The following is a 22,367-nucleotide window of genomic DNA, read 5'->3' as shown; positions in this document are numbered from 1 at the left end:
CATGCCTCTCCATGAACATAGATCCTTTAATAATTTCCGGGCCCAGCCATCGTTCCTTGTAGGTTCGCGAGGTGCCAATCCACGTTGGTGGCGTCAACGACAGCGGTTGAGACATCTTCGAATACTGGCACGTTCTGCTTGAGCACTTCATGCGCGAACGCTGTCTCAATGAGCTGACGACCAATCTCAACAGAATTTACGTCCACGGTCGCAGTTAAAGTTCCACCTTGGATTGCCTTCATGCCGGAGACGAGTCCGTCGGCACCAATTACAACGATCCCCGAGCTCCCATTCCAAAGCTTCAGGTTGGCTGCCGACACCGCCGCCGAGGCCCCGAGAGCCATGTCCTCGTTCTCTCCGTAGATAGCGTCGACATGCGGGTACTTAGTAAGCAGCGCTTGCGCAGCGGCTAGTCCCTTGTCGCGCACGTAATCACCCGATGCCTCGGCCACAATTGTCAGGCCTGAATAGTTTGCGATGGCCTGTCGAAAGCCCTGCAGTCTTAGCGTCGTCCAATCGGAGCCCGAAGGACCGGTGATGGCTATCACAGTCCCTTTGCCCTTTAGCGTCTGCGCGATGTACTGGCCCGCGATGTATCCTGACTGCCAACGGTTGTCATAACCGACGTTAGCGACGTTCGCCAAGCCGGCCGTTGGTTGTGTGTTCTGATTTGGGTTGGTGATTTCGACGGGTTGGTTGAATTGGTACGTGTTCACCCCTTGCGCCGCAGCCGTCTGGTATAGCGCTTGGTTCGTCGCGGGTTTAGCCGCGGAACAGACGAACATGACGTCGACCTTGCGAGCGACGAACCCTTGAATAGTGTCGGTGATGCTGCTTCCGGAGTGGGCGTCATTTGCTCCTTGACGCTCCCAGGTCCACTTAACACCGAACCTGTCGGAGTAGTCTTTCATGGTGTTCCAAGCAGACTTCTGCACCTGCTGATACCACTCCGAAAGAATCGGGGGAGCGAATCCGATCGAGATTGTTCGACCATTGACAATCTTGCGGATCGCCGCGTCCGCAGCTGGATCGGGACCAAAACTGCCCTCACCCGACACCGCCGACGCGGCATTTCCGCTGGGTTCGGTAGCGCTGCTTGTAACCGGCTTAGCGACTGTTGAACACCCTGCGGTCCCGACGGCAGTGATGCCAGCAATCAACAGCATCCTTCGCGACGGGCTGTGACTGGTCCTGCCCAGTGTGTATGCCATCATCAGTTCCTCTCGTTTTGACTTCTAGTTGCACGGATCTAACATCTCAGCACACTTCGGTTCGTATATTGACCTCCTTTCTCGATCTACGAAGTTGCAGCCGACATGGAGGATGTATCCAATTCGTCGATACCCAACTTGGACGCATTCCTCCGACGTACCCTGGAATTTATGGACGCTCCCAAACGATTAGCGATGACCGCGGCGATAAGGACACCGCCGGAGACAATGTCCTGATAACTGGACGGGACTCCGGCAAGGAAGATTATGTTCAGTACGCCAGCCAACAACACCGATCCGAGAATTGCGCCCAGGATCCGACCGCGACCCCCACTGAGCGTAGCGCCGCCGATTACGGCTGCAGCGATAGCCTGAATCTCGTAGCCGCTTCCAAGATCGGCTGGAACTGTTGTTTGCCGGCCGGCCATGATGATGCCGGCGATACCTGCGCAGAGCCCACTGATGACGTAGGCGAGTAAGCGCGTTCGCCCGACTTTCAATCCTGATTGTAATGAGCCCGAACTACTGCTTCCCACTGCGAACAAGTGGACCCCAGTTCGAGTCAGCGCCAGCATCCCTCCCAGAGCGAGAGCTACCACAAGCGCGATAAGCATAGGAACGGTGACGGTTCCAAGCAAAGGCCTGAGCCCGCCAACCACGTACAACTCGGGAACCATATAGCCAATCAGCGGCACGCCTTGTGTCCAAATGTACAAGATTCCACCAGCGAAGCCAAACATCGCGAGGGTGGCAACAAAATCGGGCAGGCCTAGCCGAGTAACCATAAGGCCATTCAGCAAGCCAATTGTCACGCCGACAACTAGAGCAGCCAAGAACGCGACGATCAACGGTAGCCCGGCCAGCATGGCTTGGCCCAGAGTGCCGGCGCTAAGCGCCATCGTGGAACCCACCGACAAGTCGATCCCCCCCGAGATGAGTACCACCGTCATACCCATGGCCAAGATCATAACTACTAGACTTGTCTCTACCACGTTATACAGATTGGATCCCGTGATAAATACTGGAAGAGCAATCGCAGTAACGGCAGCGGCCAATACGATCATGCCAACTACACCGATGATCGGGTCCGACAATAGCGCTGTGGCGAGCTGCACCGGCCGTCGATCCGATCGAGACGGGATGGGCGAGATTGGTGGCATCCTACTTCAACTCCCAACTGACGTTGCAGGTACGTCCTGGTCGGCCGGAGGTTGCACGCGGATCACGCGAACTTCGCCGTTTTGCTTGCGTGCAATGCTAAGACCCAATTGTCGGACTTGTCTGTCAAAAACGACGCCACCAACAATGCACAGGCCGGTGACTATCGTGAAGTAAATGGCGTCGATACCCATAAACCGCAGGCCTTGTTGGATGGTCGCCAGGAGAAGGCCCCCGAATATTGCAGCCCACGCTGATCCCCGTCCGCCAGCAAGGCTAACACCCCCGATGACCGCACCGGCTATAGCGGTCAGGTTGAACCCAGCCCCCAAGGCAGCCTGCGCCGCGCCCAACTGCGATGCTAACAACACCCCCGCAGTTCCAGCGAGTAACCCAGACATCGTGAAGGTCAGCAATCGCACACTTTTGATCCTCACGCCAGCACTGTCTGCGGCGGCGGAACGAATCCCGAGAGCGAATGTTCGTCTGCCGAATATGGTCATTCCTAGGAAGAACTGCACCAGCAACACAATTATCGTGGCGATCCAAATTGGATTTGGTATGCCGACGACGCTTCCATTCGCGATGGCGGAAAAGGCCGAGTTGTTCGCTCCGGACAACTGAGTCGTGCCAACAAGCACGGCGAGAGCACCCGACGCGAGACTTAGGCTTCCCAGGGTGACGATGAAATCGCTAATTCCGAAAATTGTGATCAATAAGCCGTTCAGTAATCCGAAGCCCAGGCCGACACCAACACCCGCGAGTACTGCTATTGGTGTTGAGGCGCCGGAGACCAAGGTCCACAGCGTCACGCCGGCACTCAGTCCAGCAACTGTACCCATCGACAAGTCGATTCCCCCGCCAATGATGACGATCGCGACACCTACCGTGATCAGCAAGACCGGTACCGAATTGCCGATGAAGTTTGCGATATTTGAGAAGCTGCGGAACGGCGGTGCCAGTATCCCGAACACGCACGCTACAGTAACCAGAGCTACGGCGATAGGCAACCCAGTGGTTGTCGACGCTCGAACCAGTATCGTCCGCACATTCATGCCAGCTTCCCCCCAGACAGTGACAACACCCTGTTCTTGACGGCTTCGAACTGTCCTGCGGCCAATTTGGCTGGCAAGCCTGTCACGGTCCCCACGATTCGACCTTCCCTCATGACGACTACTCGATGGGCTAGCTCAAGTAGCTCCTCGATCTCGGATGCTATAACGATCGCGGACCCCCCGGCAGACACGAAATCGCGGACAAGTCTGTGCACCTCAACTTTGGCTGAAACGTCAATTCCTTGCGTCGGCTCGTCGAATATCACCAGGGACGGATCGGTGCTTAGACAGCGAGCGACGATCACTTTCTGCTGGTTACCGCCGCTCAGGTTCCGAATCTTCTCTTGAACATTCGGTGTTTTGATCGAAAGCTGCTGAACGTAGTCCAAGGCGAGCCGAGCTTCGGCAGCTTTGCGAAGTACGAAACCGAAGCGTGTAACGCGCTGAAGGTTCGAAATCGACATGTTCTCGGCAACTGACATCTCCGGTAGAATACCTAGCTGCTTTCGATCTTCCGGGAGAAGTGCCAAGCCTTTTTTATAGGCACTGCTCGATCCGCGAAACCGCACACGCTTACCATTGAGTTCGACCTCACCGCTGGTGATTTTGTCCATACCCATAATGGCGCGAGCCAGCTCTGTCCGACCCGCTCCTGCAAGACCGGCGATACCGAGGATCTCGCCCTCGTGGACTTGCAATGAGATATCTTTGAGCACGAAGCGCCTATTTACGCCCTTCAATGCCAGGACCTCGCGACGCCCCTCTTTTAGGTCGACTGCGTGGTTGTCGGCAGGCGCCTTCGAGGCACCAAACTCCTCGGCGCTGATACCGAACATCATGCCAAGGAGCTCATCGGTCGTCGTGTCCGAGACCCGTACCGAACTGACGTTGCGGCCGTCACGAAGGACCGTCGCGGTGTCCGCCAAGCCAAACAGTTCTTCAATTTGATGTGTCACCCAAATGAGAGAGATTCCACGCTCACGAAGAACCCGCATGTGCTCGAACAGAACGATTCGCTCTTCTTGCTCCAAGCCTGATGTGGGTTCATCGAGGATGAGGAGTCGGGTGTCGAATGCGAGCGCCTTAACAATTTCTATGACCCGCTTTTTGAGCGCCCCGAATTCATCAATCGGTGTCTTCAGATCCTGACGTTTCAAGCCAAATTCGTTGGCAAGGACACGCACACGTGCTTCCATAGCTTTTCTATCAAGTTTTAGATTTACGCCAAGGACTGACGACCGGACCTCCCGACCGAGGAAAATGTTGTCGAGCGTTGTTAAAGCTGGGATGAGCGACAGTTCCTGATATATCGTTGTGATACCTCGATCGAGGGCCTCCTTGGGGTGGCGTAGATTCAGTCGGTTGCCCTCGAAAGTTAGGGTGCCCTCGTCGGGAACAGTTAGGCCCGATATGATGCTGAACAGTGTCGATTTACCGGCACCATTGCCACCAAGTAGTGCGTGAATTTCTCCCTGTTTGACTTTCAAGTGAACACGGTTGAGGGCAGTAACACCTTGATAGTGTTTTGTGATACCGTCAAGCTCTAATAGAAAGTCGTCTGGCGCAGTCGGATTGGTCACGAAATTGCTAATCCTCTCTAAGATAGCGTGTGGAGGTCCCACGCGGTTGAGTTTGAGATCGAACCTTAAGATCCGCGACCCCAAATCCCGGCCAAGGAAAGACGTGGCCGAGCACGGTCAGAGCGGACACCTGGGGAAGATCCCGATATATCGTTGCGATGCCGTGGCCTGGTGCGTCACTTCGTCGCCCGATGTCGATTTGCTTGCAGCCCATTGGGATGGTGCCGGTGGCAGGTTCTGTGTCCCCCTGGACAGCCGACTTGCCGGCGCTGTTCCTGCCCAGTAAGGCCTGGGTTTCCGCAGGCCTTACCCGCAAGGGCACTCCGTCAAGGTCGGTCACCCCCGGGTGGCGCTTCGCCACCGGCTGTAGATCCTGCGTCGGATGGCCCGGCTTTGACGCATTAGCGTTCATGGACAAAGCCATCCCTTCGTTGGGCTGTGGCAAACGTTGAAACGAGCTGAGCTAGAGAGCTCGGCTGGGAGCTCGACTGGGGGCTTGATCCCTCTTACGGGGGAGTATTGCTGGTTCAGACAACAAACGCAAGGGCCTGGACCGATTTTTTGGGGTTCCCCTGAACCTGGCCAGGCTCCGAGGGTCGAGCGGAGTTGATGTCTGTGGACTCGGACGGAAGTTCTGAGCGGGACACCTGTCGTCCGGCGTTCGGTATTGCTCGCCCCTCGCCTTGTGCCGGGAGGGGCCCGCCAGCCACTGAGTCGTGCGCGACCTGGATGGGACTTGAGGGTGGTTCACCCGCGGGGCGTCCGAGCCCCCGCGGCAACCGCAGGTGCGACAACGGTTGCTTCGACGGGTCTACGGATGTGGACGGACCAGGCCGACCATGAGCCGTCTGGTGCCTTGAGCTATCTGTAGGCGTCCAGCGCGGTGCGGTGAAAACTCGCCAAGGCCGGGGAGGGACGCTCGACGCTTCCATCGGGATCGCTACCCCGAACGGGTGACGTGTAGGCCCCCGCGTTGACCTCGAGCGGTCTCTAGAGAGGTCACCTGCGGACCCGCCTGTGGATAAGTGGTGTGAACCGACAAGTTCCTCGTGGGGATCGTCAGATCGCACGCTAAAGTAGCGACGCGAGCCCGCACCCGCGGGGCCCTCGATTGTCCGGGCCATGCGCTTGCCGCGGGGCGAATCCACCCGAGATGCGACTGGAGAGTGACCCACATGCCTGACCGGCGTCGCCTACATCACTGGACGTTGAAGCCAACTGAGCCTCTGCCGCCCGCTGCACAGTGCGCAGCTAGCGACACGTGCCGCCCTATGATCTCCGGCGAGCGCGAGCAGAATGGTTGACCAAGAGAGGGCGCGTTCCTGGTGAGCAACAAGGAGAGCTACAACCTGCCCGGAATGGTGCGAGGCAACAACTTGGAGACCGTGCGTCAACTGAACCTCTCGATGATCCTGCGGATGGTGCACCACTCAGGATCCATCCAGCGATCAGTTTTGACTAGCAGAACAGGGTTAAACCGATCCACAATCGCCGATTTGGTGGGCGAGTTGGTTGCTCTCGGCCTTGTTGACGAGGCAACTGCGGAGAAAACGAAGAGCGTCGGTCGTCCCAGCACTGTCGTACGGCCGAACGGCGACACCGTCGCGATCGCTGTAAGCGCTGAGATGGATGCCGTGACAATCGGCGTAGTGGGCCTCGGAGGGGTGGTCCACGATCGAATCAGATACAATACGGACGAGCCTCCAAGCGCCGGCGAGGTCGTCAAGATCTCAGCCGCAATTATTCAAGGCATCCAGAGTACCCGGACGCGGATTGTTGGTATTGGTGTTGCAGTTCCTGGTCTGGTTCGCGGTGGGGGGCGGGTCGTACACAATGCACCAGGTCTGAAATGGACGAATGAGTGCATCGCCGACGATCTGGAGGGGGCAACGAATCTCCCTGTAATTGCAGACAACGATGCCAGCCTTGGCGTTATGGCAGAACGACTGTTCGGAGCCGGACGCGGATTAGATGACATTCTCTATCTGAACGGTGGAACCAGCGGGATTGGTGGTGGCATCATCTCCAACGGCGTTGCCCTGCGTGGCTCAGCCGGCTACGCCGGGGAATTCGGGCATATCAGGATGAATGATGGCCCAGGTGTTGTCGACAACGCCGGATTTTCGGGCACACTCGAGGCGAACGTCACTAGGTCCGCGCTCACCGAAGCACTGGGCGTAGGGGCAGTCGATGCGGACGAACTTGAACAAGCGCTTGTGACATCCACATCGCCCGTCGTGCGTGCTGTCGTAGACCGTCAGATCGATTTCCTGGGGGCAACTTTGGGAAGCGCAGTTAGTATTCTCAACCCAGAATTGATCGTTCTAGGAGGCTTCTTGGGTTCGCTGTACGTGGTTAATCCTCAGCGGCTTGAGTTTGCGGCCGCCCGGGCTGCTCTTCCCGCTTCATGGGCATGTGTACGAATCACTAGAGCTCGTCTCGGGTCTAAGCTGCTACTCGTGGGTGCCGCGGAGCTCGCCTTTGCCGCGATTCTGAGCGATCCTGCAGGGTCGGAATTCATCAAGCCGGTTGAGCTTAGCGGTAGCTAATTTTCGACTCTTGTGACGTTGTCGTGGGCGGTTAGACCCCTGGTTGTAGGCGACACACCGTGCTCCGTATAGGTTCTGGCTCATCTAGGGTCAGTCACTATCCAGGATCACGGTGTGCGATGTGGCGTGGGAGGAGGCCGACAGCCGGCAGGTGCTGGTCGTCTCGGTGCGTCCGACGAAGGGCGCCCGGAGTAGGTGCAGTCGATGCCGGCGCAGACGCCCGGGGTATGACCAGGGCGGCGGGACCCGTCGGTGGCGGTCGCTGGACTGGGATCGACGATGGTGTTCCTGCAGGCTGCAGCTCCGCGGGTGAACTGTCAGAGGCACGGGGTGGTCGTCCCCGGCGCTCGGGCAACCCGAGCATTTGAAGACCAGTGCGCCTGGTTGGCGGCGCACACCGCCCCCTCGGTGGCGGCGCAGTTGATGCGGACGTCGTGGCGGCACGTCAGCGCGATCATCGAGCACGTCGTGGCCGACGGTCTGGCCCGCCGGGACCTGCTAGGGCGTGTCTCCCAAAGGTTGGGTAGGTGTGGCGGGATGCTCACTGAATGAGTTCTCCTTCGTCGCGGTACCGCGTCTTCAGTGACGAGCAGTGGCAACGGATCGAGCGGTTGTTGCCGACAAATGTTGGCCGGCGGGGTCATCCGTTCGGTGAGCACCGGCGGGTGGTGGAAGGCATCGCCTACCGGTACCGGGCCGGGATCCCCTGGCGGGACTTGCCTCGGGACGTGTTCGGACCGTGGCAGACCGTGTGGAAGCGGCACCGCCGGTACGCCGGAGACGGCACCTGGGACCGGGTGCTCGCGGCGTTGTTGACCGACGCTGACGCTGCCGGTCAGATCGACTGGACCGTGTCGGTGGATGCCACCATCAACCGCGCCCACCAGCACGCGACAAACACGACACGGCCCGAGCAGGACACAGGGGGCAGTATCGAACTACAAGAATCTGCCACTGGTCGATGCTGAACCTGCAGGTCACGGCATTGGCAGGTCCCGGGACGGGTTGACCACGAAGATCCACCACGCGGTCGATGGCAAGGGCCGGCCACTGGCGATCGTCATCACCGGTGGGCAACGCAACGACGGTGCCGTCCTGGAACAGGTACTGGCCGACATCCGGGTTCCGCGCCGAGGTCGGGGGCGACCACGGACCCGACCCGATGCCGTCCTGGCGGACAAGGCCTACGCCGCCGGGATCACCCGCAGGATGCTGCAGCGCCGCGGGATCAAGGTGGTCATTCCGCTCAAGAGCGACCAGATCGCCGCCCGCAAACGTAAGGGCAGCAAGGGTGGCCGTCCACCTGCGCTGGACCGCCAGATGTACCGGGAACGCAACGTTGTCGAGCGTTCCTTCGCTCTGATCAAGCAATGGCGGGGGCTGGCCACCCGCTACGACAAGCTCGCCATCACCTACCGCGCGGCAGTGGTGCTTTCGGCGTGCATCGTCTGGAACCGACTATTGGAAGACACGCCCTAGCCGGGCTGCAGCGGATCGGCATCGATGAGATCTCCCACCGCAGAGGCCAGCGGTATCTGACGTGCGTGGTCGATCAGGTTTCCGGCAGGGTGGTGCGGGCCGCGCCGGGCCGCAACAGCGACACCCTGCACCAGTTCTTCGACGAGCTCGGCCCGGACCGGTCGGCGGCGTTGACGCAGGTCTCGGCGGACGGGGCGCAGTCGATCCACGACACCGTCACCGCTCGCGCCCCTCAGGCGGTGCTGGGGTTGGATCCGTTTCATATCGGGGGTGGGCCACCCGGGAGTTGGTAAACGTCCGCCGCCGGACGTGGAACATGCTGCGGGGCAACGATACTCACTGGAGGCGACGTCGGTGAAGGGCAGCCGGTGGGCGTTGCTGAAAAGCCCCGCCGACCTGTCCCCGGAGCAGCGCGGGTCGGTCGCCTCGATCGCCACCACCAACCGGCATCTGTATCGGGCATACCTGCTGAAGGAGCAACTGCGCGCGGTGTTCCAGGTCAAGGGGCAGGCCGGTCGCGAACTGCTGGCCGGCTGGATCGCCTGGGCCCGCCGCTCCCAACTCCCCGGATTCATCGCCCTGGCCGCAATGTTGAGGCGGTTCCAGCAGCTGATCTGGAACACCCTGATCCACCACATGAGCAACGCCGAGTCCGAGGCCACCAACACCCACCTACGGGCCTTGACCCGCCGGTCCTACGGCTTTCACAGCCCAGAAGCGTTGATAGCCATGGCGATGCTCACCAAAGGAGGGCTATGCCCGCCGCTGCCCGAACGATAAACCACCCACGAAAACGTCAGGAGACCCTGAGAAAAGTGAATAACCGTATCTGCGTATTCAGACTCAGAACCCTGTACCGGCGATCGCGACCGCGATGAGGGCGCCCGCGGTCAGCGCGGGGCCCAGCGCGGTGTGCGCATGCGGAAGACCCCGTTTACGGCGGCGCAGCATCGCGCCGCCGACGACGACGACCATCAGGATTTGTCCAAGTGCGACGCCGACAGCCCAGGGCAGGATGCCCAGGTGCGCCATCCAGGCTCCGATCGCGGCGGCGAGTTTCACATCACCCAGGCCCTGGTCGCCGATCAGCGCCGAGATCAGTGCCCAGAACCCGGAGGCGGCTGCGCCGATTGCTGGGGCCAGCAGCGTCCATAGGTCCGGCCGGCCGCCCAGCCACGGCAGACCGACCACTCCGGCGATCAGCAGCGGGTAGGTGAGGAGGTCCGGGATGCGTTGCTCGGCGGCGTCGACGAACGCGGCCGTCACGATGGCCGCCGCGAACGCCGCGTAGGCGATGATCGTGGGCGCCCCGGACAGGGTGGCTACGGCTGCGCCAGCGATGGCGGTCGCCACCATCATCAACCAGACCTGCCCGGACAGTTGGTGGCCAGTTTTCTGCAGCCTCCCGGCGCCGGCGCGGATGCCTGGGGCGGCCGCGGCGCCGACTGCGGCGCCCAGGAGCAGCTGCAGCATCGTTCGGACACCTTCCTCGATTGCGTTTCTGTCCAACCCTCGGCGCTGACCGCCGCGGTGCCCAGCACACGGGTCAGGCTCCGCGGAGTCCTTGCGGGAAGATCTCGTTGACCACGACGAAGGTCTCGTGATTGACCAGGTCTTCCGGTAGTTCGACGGCGTTGTTCCGCAGGATCTCCAGCACCCAGCCGCGGGCGGCGGCTTCGTCGCCGGCGCGGTGGGCGATGCGGGCCTTGTCCCGCATCGGCAGGTCTTCCTTCGGGCCGACCTCGTAGCCGGCGTCGGCGGCGGTGTGGGCCAGGTCCAGGTCTCCGGCGGCCATGGCCAGCTCGACCAGTTGGTGCGCGGCGCCGAGCACAGTGAACGCGGCCTGGCCGACGCTGGCTGGATCGCTCTCGGTGAGCCAGGCGTAGGCGTCCTTGGATGCTTCGGCAAGGATCGGTCCGCGCACCAGCCGCAGCGCGGCCGTCAGATCGGCGATGGCACTGGCGGTGTCGCCGACGCCGAGTTTCGCTGCGGCGCGTTTGCGGAGCCGTTTAAACAACTCCAGGTCCAGAAGACGGGTCAGCCGGTATGGCTTGTTGCGGGCCTCCGGGAGGTAGTGGCGGCCTTCTTCGTCGACGCCGAGCCAGGTGCGGCACCGTGACACGTCGGAGCGGCGGGTCTGCGGTGAGGGCTGCGACTTCTCATCCCACAGATCGGTGGCGAACTTGTCGGCGGACACCTCACGGTGCAGCGCCAGATAGATGACGATCTCGGTGAACCGCGACCGCCGCGCCGACGGAGCAACGCCGTTGCTGATGACCAGCGGCGCCCCCAGAACGCCGATCTTCGGGCGCAGGATGACATCGGAGTGCCACTCGGCCAGGTCCGCGTCGAGGTCCGGATCGGCGGCGAGCGCCGCGGCCAACGCGGCCCGGGCTGCTTCGGCTTTCGGGGAGCGGATCGGCAACACCTGCGCGTCCCGGTTCTGTCCAACGTCGGTGTCGGTGATCTCGTCGACCAGGTCCTCGTCGTCGAGGTCGCCGGGCTCGACCGAAGCCACTGCGGTGGGAAGGTCGTCGACGACCAGGTCGCCGACGACGTCCATGTGCTCGGCCCACGGCTCGATCTCTTTGGCCGGGCCCGGCCGCTCAAATTTTTCGGTGGATACGAACAGCTCGAGGAGTCGGTCCAGGTCAGCCTGAGATGTGCTGGCCGCCTGCACCTGCAGGTTGTCGCCCAGCACCGCCGGCAGCGACAGCATCCCGTCGGAGTCGATGATGATCGTTGCACCGCCGGCCGCGGACAGGTCACCAGCCCGGACCACGACGGCGAGAGTCGCCCGGCCGGCTCCGGCGATGAGCTGCAGGACGCTCTGCAGCTCGGTGAGATCGCCACCGGTGGAGGCATCGACCAGCAACACCTGAGGCGCCCAGATGTCATCGTCGGTCTGGTCGCTGATTCGGCTGGCCAGAACCGTGGTGTTCAGTTCCTGCTGAGATTCTGCAGCCTCGCTGATACGGCCCTTCAGTGCGGCGGTGACACCAGCGACGGTAGGGACGTAGCGGACGCGGTCGGGGTTGAGGACGACCAGCGGCTCCCCCCAACCGACCAGGGTGACTTCCAGGTGGTCCGACCAGAGGTTGTGCGCGAATTCGACGGCCAGGTGGTTGAGCAGTTCGCTGGTGCGCTGCGGGTCGCCGGCGATGGTGACTGCGCCGAGGCGCTCGAGGTCCACCAGCAGGGTCTCGCCGTCTTGGTCGCCGAGGCTGGCCAGGGTGGGGAACGGCGCCGCTGGATCTGTCCAACCCGGGATGTCGGGGAGTTCGGTGCCGGTCGGGATGATCCAGCTGTCCCCCTCGGCCAGGAACGGATGCGGGGCGGGCACGGGGGTGGCCAGCTGCAACTGGAGTTCGTCGGTGGACAGCCACACGCAGGTGACGTCGGGCAGGGCATCGGTGGGACGGCCGGCGGACAGCGCTGCCGCGCTGCGCAAAGCGCGGTCCATCCAGATCACGTCGACCGTGCCGGCGCGTTCACGCATGCGCCGTTCCATCCGCGCGGCCGGTAGGGAAACCGCAGCGGGGATCTCCCCGAGGGGACGGCGCAGGCCTCGTCGGCGGCGGGTGGCCAACAGGCCGGCCCAGACCGCGCCGGCCAGGACCGCGCCCATGCCGATGCCGATCGTGGTGGACAGATCCGAGTTGCCGCCGGTGGCCGGCGACGCGTGCTGCATCGTTGGCGTCGCGGGCGCTGTGGTCGGTGCAGCCACGATCGCTGCGGGCGTTGGGGTTTCGGCTGCAGCGGTGGATGGGACCGTCGGCGTCGAGGTGTGCGGAGCCGGAGCCGTGGCCGGCCGCTGATGAGTGGGGGTGGCCTGGGTCGGGACCGGCGACGACGGGTGAGCGGCGGGTTTCGGCGACGCATGTTTCCCGGGGGTGGCCAGCGCGGTGTGCGATGCGACGGACTGGTGGACAGGGATGGGCGTGGTGATCGGCGCCGCCAGGTACGGCGCGGTATGGGCGACGGCGGCCGCGGCTTTCTGGATGACGTGGGCAGGGATTTCGATGGTCTGTCCGACGTCGATCTGGTCAGGGTTGGCCAGGTGATTCGCCGTGGCCACCGCCGGGTAGGCGTCGGCGTCGCCGAGTTCCCGCTCCGTGATGCTGCTCAACGTCTCCCCTGGCTTCACCTTCACCGAGTGCGCCGCCACAGTCGCACTCGTGGTGGTCGAAGCCGTCGAGGTGGTGGCGGGCAGCTTGGCCGTGGACGGCAGCATCAGCTTCCATCCGATTTCCAGGGGCGTCGATGCCGAGTGCAGGGCTTTTCCGTCCGGCTGCGGCGCGCCGACATTCAGGTCGGCGATCTCCTGGAACCTGTCGCCGGACCCGAGGGTCTTCTCCGCGATCGACCACAGGGTGTCGTACCGGCTCACCATCCACACCGGGCCCGTCTTGGATGGCGTCGTGGCTGCTGGACGGCTGTGATGCTGCGGGGCCGCGTGTCCGGCGCCGGAGGTGCGGACCGTGGTGGCCTTCGCGGCGGCTGGTGAAAGGCGGGTGGCCTGGTCCATCACCCGGGTTACAGCGGCTTTCTGCGCCAGCGCCTGATGCAGATCCACCGGTGGCGTGGCGGCGGACGCCATCGATCCGCCCATCATGATGGTGCCGGCCAGCAGAGTGCCGATCAACGCGGACGCCGCCGACTGCGGGACCTCCAAGCCGGGGATCCGCCAGGTCCGGCGGCGACCGGACAGCCGCGCCAAGATCTCGACGATCACGCAAAAGGTGAATACCAGCCATGCGACCGCGCCGACGATGACCAGCAGGCCCAGAAACGTCGAGCCGGTGTCCTTGTCCCACAGGGCCGCCCAGATGGCCGCGCCGTTGGGCACTCCGTCGGGGAGGAACTGTCGACCCAGGATCCACAAGGCGATGGGCGCCCCGACGACCGCGGCCACCAGGACCACCAGCGCGGTCAGCGACCGCAGGATGCGTCCGATCATGACGTGCCTTTCCTACTGCCCGTAGCCGAAGACAAAGTTGGCGGTGCCCCGCCCTGTCACGGTCGTTGAATCAATCCCGATGGCAGACAACATCTTTGTCGGTTGCGTGATCGTCACGGTGACCACGACTTGTTGCTTGCCAACCGCACTCGTGAAGTCCGAGATGCCCTGCGCGTGCAGGTACACACCAACAGCCGCATTCACTGCAGCGGCGTCGACGCCCTCCGGTGCCGCCGCCTGCAGGCCGGCCCGGGCCGCCTCGGACGCCAGTTGATTGGCCCGATCGATCGCCTTCGCCTTCGCCGACCCGTCAATGACCAGACCGAGCACCATGATCAGCGCGATGATGAAGATGGCCATCATCAGCGACATCCCACCGCCAGAACCGGCATCGGTCCGACGGGTGTGCAGCCGCTCCCACCGCGCCTGTATACCTACGCGCTGGTTCATCAACTTCCGTCCGTGAAGCCCCTGGCGGCAGCCAGAGCGAGGTAAGAAAACAAATTTAGTGAGCTGGTTCTCGACATACCGCTCAATCGCCTCCAAGGCTGGTGACGCCGACAGCGACGCCGAAGCATGAACTGATTCAGCACGTTGTGAACCTGGACTTGAGCATCGGAAACCTTCATCGAAGCAACCGCACTGACCCGCCACCGACCTGCTTGACCCCGACAGATACCCAATTGGGGATCGCAGCTCACGAGCGGATGTACGTGCTCTGGCATCGTTTCAATTCCAGGATCGGCGCGGCGTTCCCGCTTCACACCTCTCCGATGATCTCCTTGAGCCAAGGGACGACGGATCCGGGGATGACCGGGCAGCTGTACTTCGGGCCGCACACGACATGGAAGGCGTGCGACATGAGCATCGAGATTATCCGCTACGCCTACCGCCTGCGGCCTGGAGCTGAGGCTAAGCGTTCGCTGGTCGACGAGTGGCATCGTTGTCGGTTTATCTGGAACGAAGCCGTTCATCAGCAACGCTCGGGACAAAGACCCACATTCGGCAAGCTGAGCAAACTTCTCACCCAGGCACGTGGTTCGTTCGCGTGGCTGCGAGACGGCTCGCAGGTCGCCCAGCAACAGACCCTCCGCAACTACGGGCTTGCGCTCAACCAGTCGTTCAAGGTCAAGGGACACAAACGGCCGAAGGTCAAGAAACGTAACGGGTCGCTGCCCACCCTCGCATATACCGTCCGTGGCTTCTCGATCAGAGACGGTCGCCTCAGACTCCCCGGAGGAGTCAGCATTCCGGTCGTCTGGTCCCGAAGCCTGCCATCCGAGCCGACGTCGTGCCAGGTCTACCAAGACAGTCTCGGTCACTGGTACGCCTCTTTCGTCGTGCGCCGCGAGGCCGAAAGACTGCCTGATGCTGACGGTGCGATCGGCATCGACTGGGGCGTCACCAAGACAGCGACAACCACCGACAATGTCTACGATCTGCCGTACGGCGGGCACCGCAAGCGGTGCGCCGCCGAGCTGGCAAAAGCGCAGCGGAAGATGTCCCGGCGACGCAGACCACGAGGCCAGGCCCAATCCAACGGATACCGCCAGGCAAAACTTTCGAGTGCGAAGATCGCCAAGAAGGCCCAGCGGCAGAACACGCACACCGCACGAGTGTGGGCCAGGTCCGTTGTAGACAACCACGGGCTGATCGCTATCGAAGACTTCAAACCGAAGTTCCTCGCCAAATCCACCATGGCAAGGAAGTCCGCTGACGCCGCCATCGGTGCCACCAAACGCGAACTGATCGAGTACGCCCAGCGGGCTGGCCGAACGGTGGTGATGGTTCAGCCCGCTTACACGACAATGACGTGTTCCCACTGTTTCGCAAGAGCCACGCAACGACTGGGACTCGCCGAACGGAACTTCCTGTGCCACGAATGCGGTTACACCGCCCACCGGGACAGGAACGCGGCCAGAACGATTCTGGCTGTGGCAGAACGAGGCCACACTAGCGTTGACGACGTAAGACACTTGCCACCCTCCATCGAGTCGGTTAGCGGTGCAGTCCGAGTTAGAAATCCCTAGCTTCACCGCTGGGGAATCGTTAAGTTCCGATCCTCTTCAGATCCAGCGGCGACGCTGCAGTCGAGGTGATCGTCTTCTGCCCGGGCCACCCCGGGATGGAAAGATCCGACCACTGCACGGTGCAGGTCACGCTGACCTGCACGGCGGCGCCGGATCCGGCGCCGGCCGTGAACGCCGAGGTGTCGACGATGACCGAGATGTTTTGGCAGGTGATACCGGCACCGTCCAGCGAGGCGGCAGCCGCGGACTGCGCGGCCGGTTGGGCCGCGGCCGCAGTCGACTGCAGGGACGCTGCGCGGGCGGCAGCGCCGGCCGCTTGGTCGATCTTGGAAGTGCCCAGCTGATACCGGCCGACCGCGACCATGACCGCGAACAGCACCAATACAGCGGGAACGAGCAGCAGCAACTCCAAGGACTGCCCACCCGCGCCGCGCTCACCACCGGCGGCCCGCAGCCGCCTCCAGCTGGTCCTCATGGTGCGACCTCCACGACGAGCGCGGCCTGCTGGGTCACGCGGCCCGGTAGCGCCACGGTGTTGCCCGAGACAATGACCACCACTGAGTTGCCGTTCATCGCGATCGATACCGACGTGTTAATGAGGGTTCCGTCCGCGTCGTGGTCCAGGAAGTCCTGGGCCGCTTGGCGACCACGGTCCAACGACACCGGAAGCACCGCCGCCGCCCGGGCACCGGCGTTCGCCGCATCCAAGGCGAGGTTGGACCCGTACAACCGGAAGCCGATGTAGATCCCGCCGAAGACGATCGCGAAGATGGCCGGCACGAGCAGCAACAAGGTCAGCGACGGCCCGCCGCCGCTGCCCCTCTCGCCGCCGTGCCGGCCTTTCCACGGCCTGGTCGTCATCATCATCTGGGTGTCCCAGGTCAGGGGTTGACCGAGGACTCCTTGCTGGTGATCTTGACGACGATGAAGGCACCCAGGCCCAGTGCCGCGGTGACACCCAGCGCCAGCAGCACGAGGGTCTCCAGCGACGGACCACCGCTGGACCCCCGCTCCCCGTTCTTCTGCATGGCACGGATCCGCTTGCGCGCCACCGCTTCTCCCATCAGGTACAGATGCCAGTAGGCCTGCATCATCGTGCTTCCCCATTCCATCGGTGACTTATGCCCCGGAGATCTGGCTGATCAGCGGGTACATCATGAAGGCGACACCAGTCGCCACGAGAAGAGCTTTCGGCACACCCAGGCGCACCGAGTTGGCGGCCGCATTGGATTCAGCGTCCGTCTGCATCTGGTTGCGCAGGGCGTTGGCCCGGGCCAGCAATGTGGTGAACACACCGGCGCCCTCCAGACCGGCGGTGGCGGCGATATCGGCGACATCGCCCAGCTCACCGATCCCCAGCTCGTCCCCCAACCGGCGCAGCCCGCCCTGAGGTGAACCGCCGGCGCGGACCGACGCCGAGAGCCGCGCATCGATCCGGCGGAACGTCCACGCATCAGAGTCAGTGGCGGCCTGCTGCAACGCGCCGACCATTCCGTCGCCGGAAGCCTTGTACAGCGCCAACAACGTAAGGTAGGAGACGAGCGCTTCCCGCATCTCCAACCGGCGGGCGGCAGCCTGTCCCTTCACCCACAAGCCGACGGCATACCAGAGGAACAGGCCGAACAGCAGCGACATACCCTGCGGCACAGCGAACGGCAGCGGTGCGCCGGCCAGTGCCAGCAGCGCCCACATCGCCGGGCCCACGATGACCGCGACACCCGTGAGCGCGACCCTGGCCAGCAGGAACCGGCCGCGGGTCCACTCGATCAGCGCCAGGTCGGCGTCGGGCGTCGTGAGCCGCCACGAGTTCAACTTGACCTCGGCGCGGGCGACCCACTTGGTGGCCCATCCCTGCACGACGACCTGGCTCGACGCCTCCTGCTCGAGCACCGCCATCCCAGCGATGGATCTGTCCAACCCGACCGCCTCGGCCAGGGACACCCGCTCCGGCACCAGAACACTGACGAACAGGTAAACGCCGAGGCCGACCAGCCCGCCGGTCACGAGCGTTCCGATCAGGACGGGGTTCATGCGCCCCCACCGCCGTTTCGCTCGGTGAGGATCCGCGGGGGCTGGCCGCCGACGGACAGCCGACGCATCATCCCCAGGGCCAGCAGGACAACGGCTCCCAGAATGGACAGCACGACCTGACCTTCGGCCGTGGCGTACATCCGCGGGTAGTTGGTGAACAGCGACAACGCACCGACGCCGGCTGCGAGGAACAGCACGATCGTCTGGGTCTCCTTGCGGGGCCCGGAGCGGCCCTTTTCGATGTTGCGGCGGGCCTTCACGTCGGCCGCGACCGCCTCGGCCAACGTTTGGAGAACCTGCGGGACGCGTTCACCGCCGCGAGCATTCACGGCCCGCTTGAGGGCCAGGACGACGATGTCGCCGAGGGCGTCGTCGATCTCGTCGGCGAACGCCTCCAGCACCACATTTCTGTCCAAACGTGGGGTGGCCAGACGCGTCGCCAGCCGGGTCACCTGCGCCTTGATCGCCGGCGGCGCATGATCGGCTGACTTCACGATGGTTTGCACCGGCATCGAACCTGCTGACATCGCATCGGACAGGTACCGCACCCACTGCTCCAGCGCCTCGAGCATTCTGATGCGATCGGCCGCGATCTTCGCGCCGCCGAAGAAGAACGGCACCGTCATCACCAGCACAGCGAACAGCAAGCCGCCGATCGGCCACCCCGTTCCCAGCCACACCAGCGCCCCACCACCCAGCGCGACCGCCCACCGGACTGCGCGGTGCCGAGCCATCGTCAACGCCCCCGCGGTGCGGACGCGGGTGGCCCTGGACCTGAACGGCCCGTCACCGGCGGCCCGGCCGCGCAACGCGAACCCGGCTCCCCACATCGCGGAGATGACCACGACGACGCAGGCGACGACCAGCACGTTGTAGATGCTCATCGGAGGTCGCCTTCGTCAGGGTTGACCGGATCCAGCCATGACCGCAGCGGGAAAGGCCCGTCCCAGGCGCCGTGTTCGGGCTGCAGCCACGCCAAGTCCAGACCGGCCCGGCGGGCCCACAGGCCGTCGTCGGCCAGGCCGGCGCCGACCGGGTATCCGCGGGGGTCCTGGGCCCGCCGGTTCAGATCCTCCAACGGCTTGAAGATCTCGGTGACGGTTGGCAGTCCGCTGTCGGAGGACACCGGCCCGACTTCGAGGATCTCTGTGACGTAGCGGATTTCGGTCGGCTCGCCGGTGGTGCGGTCGACGCCGGCCTCTCTGTCGATGAACACCACGAGATCCAGCGCGGTCGCGATCTGACGCATCGCCGCGTCGTGGGTCAGCGATGGTGCATACTCTATGAGAAGGGACGCCATCGACTCGAACGTCTCCCTCGCCGAGTCCGCATGGAACGTCGCCATCGATCCGCGGTAGCCACGCGACATGGCGCGCAAAACAGACACAATTTCCTCGGACGACATTCGCCGACCACCACCCGGTCCAAGGAGTGCCGCAGCGTCCACGGGAACACATCACCGAGGGTGATCTGGCCGGCCAGGTTGCCAGCGGCGTCCTTCTCCCCGGACCCGACCCGTTCCTCCACCGCGATCAACAGCGGGAACCGCTCCGGCATCGTGTGCAAGAGCAACTCGTACTCGGTCTCCAGGGTCGCCCACCGCTCGGTGGAGGAAATGCACTGGCACAGCGCCCTCAGCATGGTGGTTTTCCCGGCCGACTGCGGACCCACGATCAGGATCGACCGGTGCCCGATCACCGCGGCCTGCAGCAGCGCCATCATCGCCCTGGACAGGGTGCCCCAGCGGACCAGATGCTCCAGCTGCACCTGGACGAAACGGTGCCGGCGGATGGTGATGATCGGCCGCGGCGTCACCCCGAAAATGAACGCCAACCGAGCATCATGGTTCGGCAGGTTCATGTTCAGAAATGGTCTGGCCGTGGTGATGTCACGCTCGTTCATGCCCTGGTGAGTCGCAATTGCCATTGCCTGGTTGATCAAGTCGTCGTCGGATTCCGCGATCGGCGGCCACGTTTCCTTCCGGCCGCCGAAGAACTTCGCAATCACGGGGTCGGACCCGCAGATGTACAGGTCCTCCACTTCGGGGTTGTCCAGCAGCGCCTCGATGCGGCCCATCCCGAACATCCGGGCGATTACGGCGTCGCGGACGGCGATCTCGTCCTGCGCTGACATCACCCCCAGCCCTGACGCGGCGGAGGACATCGTGTAGATCTCCAGCTCCCGCATGATCAGATTGCTGGCCATCTGCCGCGTCGATTCCGGCGTCAGCGACCCGTTCGTCCGCTCGTACTCTTCAAGCTGCCGGTTGACCTCCTCACGGATCCGCCCGACCAGGGCGTAGTCGACCTCCGATGCCACCTCATCTGGCCCGCCGAAGGCACTCTGCTGCTGGATGTCCGTCATTGCGGATCCCCCATCTGTAGCGCAGAGCGGAGATCCCGCAGGAGCGTGGTCGTGCCGGCGCATTGCGGCCCACGCACCGTGGTGCCGTTCTGTCCAACTGGCGCTTTGCCAGACTGCTTCTCGGCCATCAGATCTCTCCCTTTGGGCGTGACGATTCGGATGCGCTGAGCTTCGGGGGCCTGGCGATCGGCGTGATCGGCGCCGCGTCGATCGTGTGACCTCGCTGAGCGGCCGGGCGTGGCCGAACCGGCGACGGCGCCGCAACCGACGTCGCCACCGGAAACTGCTGCATGGCCGGCTGCTGCGAAGCTTCGGGAACCGGCGGCCGCCGCAACTCCGGCCGCGGTGAAAACGCCGGACGCGCCGGCGCAACGGGACGGGGCGGCTGCATCTGCATCACCCTCGAGCCCAACTGCTGCCCCAGGTCGATCGCGCCTTTCATCAACGCCGACCGAGCGAACCGCTTGGGCTGATCCTTCAACCCGCCGAGCACGTCGGCGCTGTCCGGGTCGTACGGCAACTCACCCACCACAGGTGCGTGCTCGGCCAAGACCTCGGCGACCTTCTTCGTCGGATACGCCCGCGCGCACCCGATGACCACCGACACCAGACGCTCCACACCCATACCGCCGGCGATCAAATCGCCACGGAGCATCCCGGCCGCGTTCTGCGCCGCGTGCACACCCTGCAGGGTGGGACGGACCGCCAAGACCACCAGGTCAGCCGCCGACCAGATCGGCCGCGGCAGATGGACAGGATCGCCGAATACAGAGCCGCAGTCGGCCAGCACATCGACCCGGTCGACAGATCGCAAAGCGCGGACCATCGCCAGCCAGTCGACCGATCCGACCTGGCGAGGTTCCGTCAGGCCGGGCATCCACCATCGCTGACCGGCCCCCGGCAGTTCGATAACCTCTTTCCACAGCGCAGTCGACATCGACTGCTGGGTGCGGCCGCTGAGCTGTAGCTGCAGGCGCAGCAACCCGGCAGCGCCGATGTTCTGCCCCTGCCCATAGCCCCACAGGATGTCGCCACCGCGCGGATCCAGCTCGGCGAGCATCGCAGGCTGCGGCCAGGCCAGCGTCAACGCCAACGCCGCCGTGGTGGCGCCTGTTGACGTCTTCGGTGAGACCACTGCGATCAGCATCTGGGCATCAGCTCCTGGGCACCAGGACGATGGCGACGCGCCCCAACGCCGCGGCGGACGCGATGCTGGCAGCGCTGGCCTGCAGCACCAGGACGTCCACAGTCGACGAGCCCGTGGCATCCACCCCGCCGACGGTGAACACTGTCGCCGCGACCGTCTGCGGCGCGGCCGCAGCCCCGGTCGTCGAAGTGGACGCACCGATCTGGGCGGTCACCACCAGCAGCACGTGATCCCGCGCCGTCATCGGCGTCGACGGCATTTGCCCGGCCTTCAGCAGCACCCCGACCAACGCCAGGCCGGCCGGCGGCACACTCGCCGTGGCTGTAACTGCGCCCGCGGTAAGCAACGAACCGGCCAGCAGGTCCGTGGTAGCGCGCTCGCCGACCACGTCACTCTTGTGTGCCCACGTCACCGGCTGCAACGCCGGATCCGCGACGATGCTCACCTCCGTCAGGTCCGACACCGTCAGAACCTGGCCCCAAGCGACGTCTTTGGACAGCGCGGCGACCGCGATCCGTTCGGTCGACTTGTTCACGAAGTACAGCGACCCGAGCGCTCCCAGGACGATGGTGAGCACCATCAGCGCGATCATCAGCGGGCGGCGTGTACGGCCGGGCTGCCGCAGCTTCGGCACCGCCGCGATCGGCCCGACCGGTGCAGACACCGCAGAACCATTGATCTGTCCAACCGGCTCCGCCGGCGCCTGCTTGGACGTAGTCGAGATCTTCACGAATCCAGCCCCTCCTTCTCATCTCGGATGCAGCCGACGCACAGCGACCCATACCTGCCGTTGAGCCTCCCCT

At 63.7% G+C, this 22,367-nt stretch carries 22 protein-coding genes; 6 read left to right on the top strand and 16 right to left on the bottom strand.

Translation table 11 applies throughout. The features are described 5' to 3' along the window. Positions 1-26: 26 nt before the first annotated feature. The 4 genes from H7F38_RS09860 to H7F38_RS09845 form a co-directional block, all read right to left on the bottom strand. On the bottom strand, positions 27-1,211 hold the full coding sequence (locus tag H7F38_RS09860; protein ID WP_187093909.1) for a sugar ABC transporter substrate-binding protein: 1,185 nt from the start codon (positions 1,209-1,211) through the stop codon (positions 27-29). A gap of 86 nt (positions 1,212-1,297) precedes the next feature. Continuing rightward, positions 1,298-2,326 (bottom strand): ABC transporter permease, encoded by a 1,029-nt coding sequence (locus H7F38_RS09855; protein ID WP_187093908.1) that lies wholly within the window; start codon positions 2,324-2,326, stop codon positions 1,298-1,300. A 51-nt stretch (positions 2,327-2,377) separates the two neighbouring features. Further along, entirely contained in the window at positions 2,378-3,343 is a 966-nt protein-coding gene (locus tag H7F38_RS09850; RefSeq protein WP_187093907.1) for an ABC transporter permease, read from the bottom strand. Between the two features lie 77 nt (positions 3,344-3,420). Next, the gene (locus tag H7F38_RS09845) at positions 3,421-5,004 is read right to left on the bottom strand and encodes a sugar ABC transporter ATP-binding protein (protein ID WP_187093906.1); all 1,584 of its coding nucleotides are present in this window, start codon (positions 5,002-5,004) and stop codon (positions 3,421-3,423) included. A gap of 1,325 nt (positions 5,005-6,329) precedes the next feature. Here H7F38_RS09845 and H7F38_RS09840 point away from each other — a divergent pair. The 5 genes from H7F38_RS09840 (at position 6,330) to H7F38_RS09820 (ending at position 9,812) form a co-directional block, all read left to right on the top strand. Beyond that, positions 6,330-7,553: an ROK family protein gene (locus tag H7F38_RS09840; protein ID WP_222618570.1), complete on the top strand. Its 1,224-nt coding sequence runs from the start codon at positions 6,330-6,332 to the stop codon at positions 7,551-7,553. 252 nt (positions 7,554-7,805) lie between these two features. Continuing rightward, positions 7,806-8,105: a transposase family protein gene (locus H7F38_RS09835; RefSeq protein WP_187093905.1), complete on the top strand. Its 300-nt coding sequence runs from the start codon at positions 7,806-7,808 to the stop codon at positions 8,103-8,105. After that, a protein-coding gene (locus H7F38_RS09830) for an IS5 family transposase (RefSeq protein WP_187092685.1) occupies positions 8,102-9,032 on the top strand; the annotation gives its coding sequence in 2 pieces (ribosomal slippage) (positions 8,102-8,476 and positions 8,478-9,032; 930 coding nt in all). The genes H7F38_RS09835 and H7F38_RS09830 overlap by 4 nt, the downstream gene beginning before the upstream one ends. Beyond that, complete coding sequence (locus H7F38_RS09825; protein WP_187093904.1) at positions 8,993-9,325, top strand: transposase; 333 nt, start codon at positions 8,993-8,995, stop codon at positions 9,323-9,325. The genes H7F38_RS09830 and H7F38_RS09825 overlap by 40 nt, the downstream gene beginning before the upstream one ends. A 61-nt stretch (positions 9,326-9,386) precedes the next feature. After that, a complete protein-coding gene (locus H7F38_RS09820; RefSeq protein WP_187093903.1) occupies positions 9,387-9,812 on the top strand; it encodes a transposase in 426 nt (141 codons plus the stop codon). Between the two features lie 63 nt (positions 9,813-9,875). Here the strand turns inward: H7F38_RS09820 and H7F38_RS09815 are convergent, their stop codons facing one another. The 3 genes from H7F38_RS09815 to H7F38_RS09805 form a co-directional block, all read right to left on the bottom strand. Then, positions 9,876-10,505, bottom strand: coding sequence for an A24 family peptidase (locus H7F38_RS09815; RefSeq protein WP_187093902.1), 630 nt, complete (start codon positions 10,503-10,505; stop codon positions 9,876-9,878). A gap of 73 nt (positions 10,506-10,578) precedes the next feature. Further along, positions 10,579-13,992, bottom strand: a complete 3,414-nt coding sequence (locus H7F38_RS09810; RefSeq protein ID WP_187093901.1) for a LysM peptidoglycan-binding domain-containing protein — start codon at positions 13,990-13,992, stop codon at positions 10,579-10,581. 12 nt (positions 13,993-14,004) lie between these two features. Then, positions 14,005-14,445: a hypothetical protein gene (locus H7F38_RS09805; protein ID WP_187093900.1), complete on the bottom strand. Its 441-nt coding sequence runs from the start codon at positions 14,443-14,445 to the stop codon at positions 14,005-14,007. Between the two features lie 407 nt (positions 14,446-14,852). Between H7F38_RS09805 and H7F38_RS09800 the strand changes: the two genes are divergently transcribed. Further along, positions 14,853-16,022, top strand: coding sequence for an RNA-guided endonuclease TnpB family protein (locus H7F38_RS09800; protein ID WP_187094594.1), 1,170 nt, complete (start codon positions 14,853-14,855; stop codon positions 16,020-16,022). Between the two features lie 19 nt (positions 16,023-16,041). Here the strand turns inward: H7F38_RS09800 and H7F38_RS09795 are convergent, their stop codons facing one another. The 9 genes from H7F38_RS09795 to H7F38_RS09755 form a co-directional block, all read right to left on the bottom strand. Continuing rightward, positions 16,042-16,497 carry a TadE/TadG family type IV pilus assembly protein gene (locus H7F38_RS09795; protein ID WP_187093899.1) on the bottom strand — a complete coding sequence of 152 codons (456 nt, stop codon included), beginning with the start codon at positions 16,495-16,497 and terminating at the stop codon, positions 16,042-16,044. Beyond that, positions 16,494-16,883, bottom strand: a complete 390-nt coding sequence (locus tag H7F38_RS09790; RefSeq protein WP_187093898.1) for a hypothetical protein — start codon at positions 16,881-16,883, stop codon at positions 16,494-16,496. The genes H7F38_RS09795 and H7F38_RS09790 overlap by 4 nt, the downstream gene beginning before the upstream one ends. A 20-nt stretch (positions 16,884-16,903) precedes the next feature. Further along, positions 16,904-17,134, bottom strand: a complete 231-nt coding sequence (locus H7F38_RS09785) for a hypothetical protein (RefSeq protein WP_187093897.1) — start codon at positions 17,132-17,134, stop codon at positions 16,904-16,906. Positions 17,135-17,141: 7 nt separating this feature from the next. After that, positions 17,142-18,053 (bottom strand): type II secretion system F family protein, encoded by a 912-nt coding sequence (locus H7F38_RS09780; RefSeq protein ID WP_187093896.1) that lies wholly within the window; start codon positions 18,051-18,053, stop codon positions 17,142-17,144. Continuing rightward, positions 18,050-18,937, bottom strand: coding sequence for a type II secretion system F family protein (locus H7F38_RS09775; protein ID WP_187093895.1), 888 nt, complete (start codon positions 18,935-18,937; stop codon positions 18,050-18,052). Before H7F38_RS09775 ends, H7F38_RS09780 begins: the two co-directional genes overlap by 4 nt. Next, positions 18,934-19,302: a CpaF/VirB11 family protein gene (locus H7F38_RS09770; protein WP_222618568.1), complete on the bottom strand. Its 369-nt coding sequence runs from the start codon at positions 19,300-19,302 to the stop codon at positions 18,934-18,936. Before H7F38_RS09770 ends, H7F38_RS09775 begins: the two co-directional genes overlap by 4 nt. Before the next feature lie 32 nt (positions 19,303-19,334). Then, positions 19,335-20,417, bottom strand: coding sequence for an ATPase, T2SS/T4P/T4SS family (locus tag H7F38_RS09765; protein WP_187093893.1), 1,083 nt, complete (start codon positions 20,415-20,417; stop codon positions 19,335-19,337). 127 nt (positions 20,418-20,544) lie between these two features. Next, entirely contained in the window at positions 20,545-21,564 is a 1,020-nt protein-coding gene (locus H7F38_RS09760) for a hypothetical protein (protein ID WP_187093892.1), read from the bottom strand. Between the two features lie 7 nt (positions 21,565-21,571). Then, positions 21,572-22,294: an SAF domain-containing protein gene (locus tag H7F38_RS09755; protein ID WP_187093891.1), complete on the bottom strand. Its 723-nt coding sequence runs from the start codon at positions 22,292-22,294 to the stop codon at positions 21,572-21,574. Positions 22,295-22,367 lie beyond the last annotated feature (73 nt).

It is taken from the genome of Nakamurella sp. PAMC28650, from assembly GCF_014303395.1.
In the GTDB taxonomy this organism is placed as follows: domain Bacteria; phylum Actinomycetota; class Actinomycetes; order Mycobacteriales; family Nakamurellaceae; genus Nakamurella.
This window is presented reverse-complemented; position numbering and strand designations above follow the sequence as displayed.